The organism is Mesorhizobium sp. M7A.F.Ca.US.006.04.2.1 (assembly GCF_004022915.1).
GTDB classification, from domain to species: Bacteria; Pseudomonadota; Alphaproteobacteria; order Rhizobiales; family Rhizobiaceae; genus Mesorhizobium; species Mesorhizobium ciceri.
In genome coordinates this window covers 1-636 of the sequence record NZ_RZQA01001544.1, presented here as the reverse complement: position 1 = coordinate 636, position 636 = coordinate 1, and the positions used below count along the sequence as shown (strand labels likewise).

Below are 636 nucleotides of genomic sequence, written 5' to 3'. Positions count from 1 at the left end.
CGCTTCTGGTGCTGTTCATCACCAGGGTCCAGAACAACATTCGCACCCGCGACGCTCATCTTGCGGATTTGCGCCAGCAATCGGCGGAGGAGGCTCACATCGTCAGGATGGGCCTGCTCGCCTCTGGCGCCGCGCATGAGCTAGGCACGCCGCTGGCTACGCTTTCCGTCATCCTCAACGACTGGCAGCGCATGCCGGTTCTCGAGGCCGATCCGGATCTGGCGCAGGAAATCCGGGAGATGCAGGGCCAGTTGGACCGTTGCAAGAAGATCGTTTCGGGAATCCTGATGTCGTCGGGCGAATTGCGCGGCGAAGGCACGGTTCGCACCTCCGTCGATGCCTTTCTGGCGGAGCTGGTGGCCGAATGGAAGTCGACACGGCTGCCGCAAGGTTTCGAATACACCAGGCGTTTCGGCGCCAACCAGGAGATCGTCTCCGATCCCGCGCTCAAACAGGTGATGTTCAATGTACTGGACAACGCACTTGAAGCGTCGCCTCTATGGGTCGGTTTGATCGTCAGCCGCCACGCGAACGATCTCATCATCGAAGTTGTCGACGCGGGACGGGGATTTGAAGAAACCATGCTTGCTGAATTCGGCAAGCCCTACACGTCGACCAAGAACCGGCCAGGTAGCG

General features: G+C 60.2%; 1 protein-coding gene. It reads left to right on the top strand.

Features of this window, described 5'->3' with window-relative positions; genetic code table 11:
- The coding region (locus EN925_RS38640; protein WP_164894823.1) for a HAMP domain-containing sensor histidine kinase at positions 1–636 on the top strand (636 nt) is incomplete at both ends.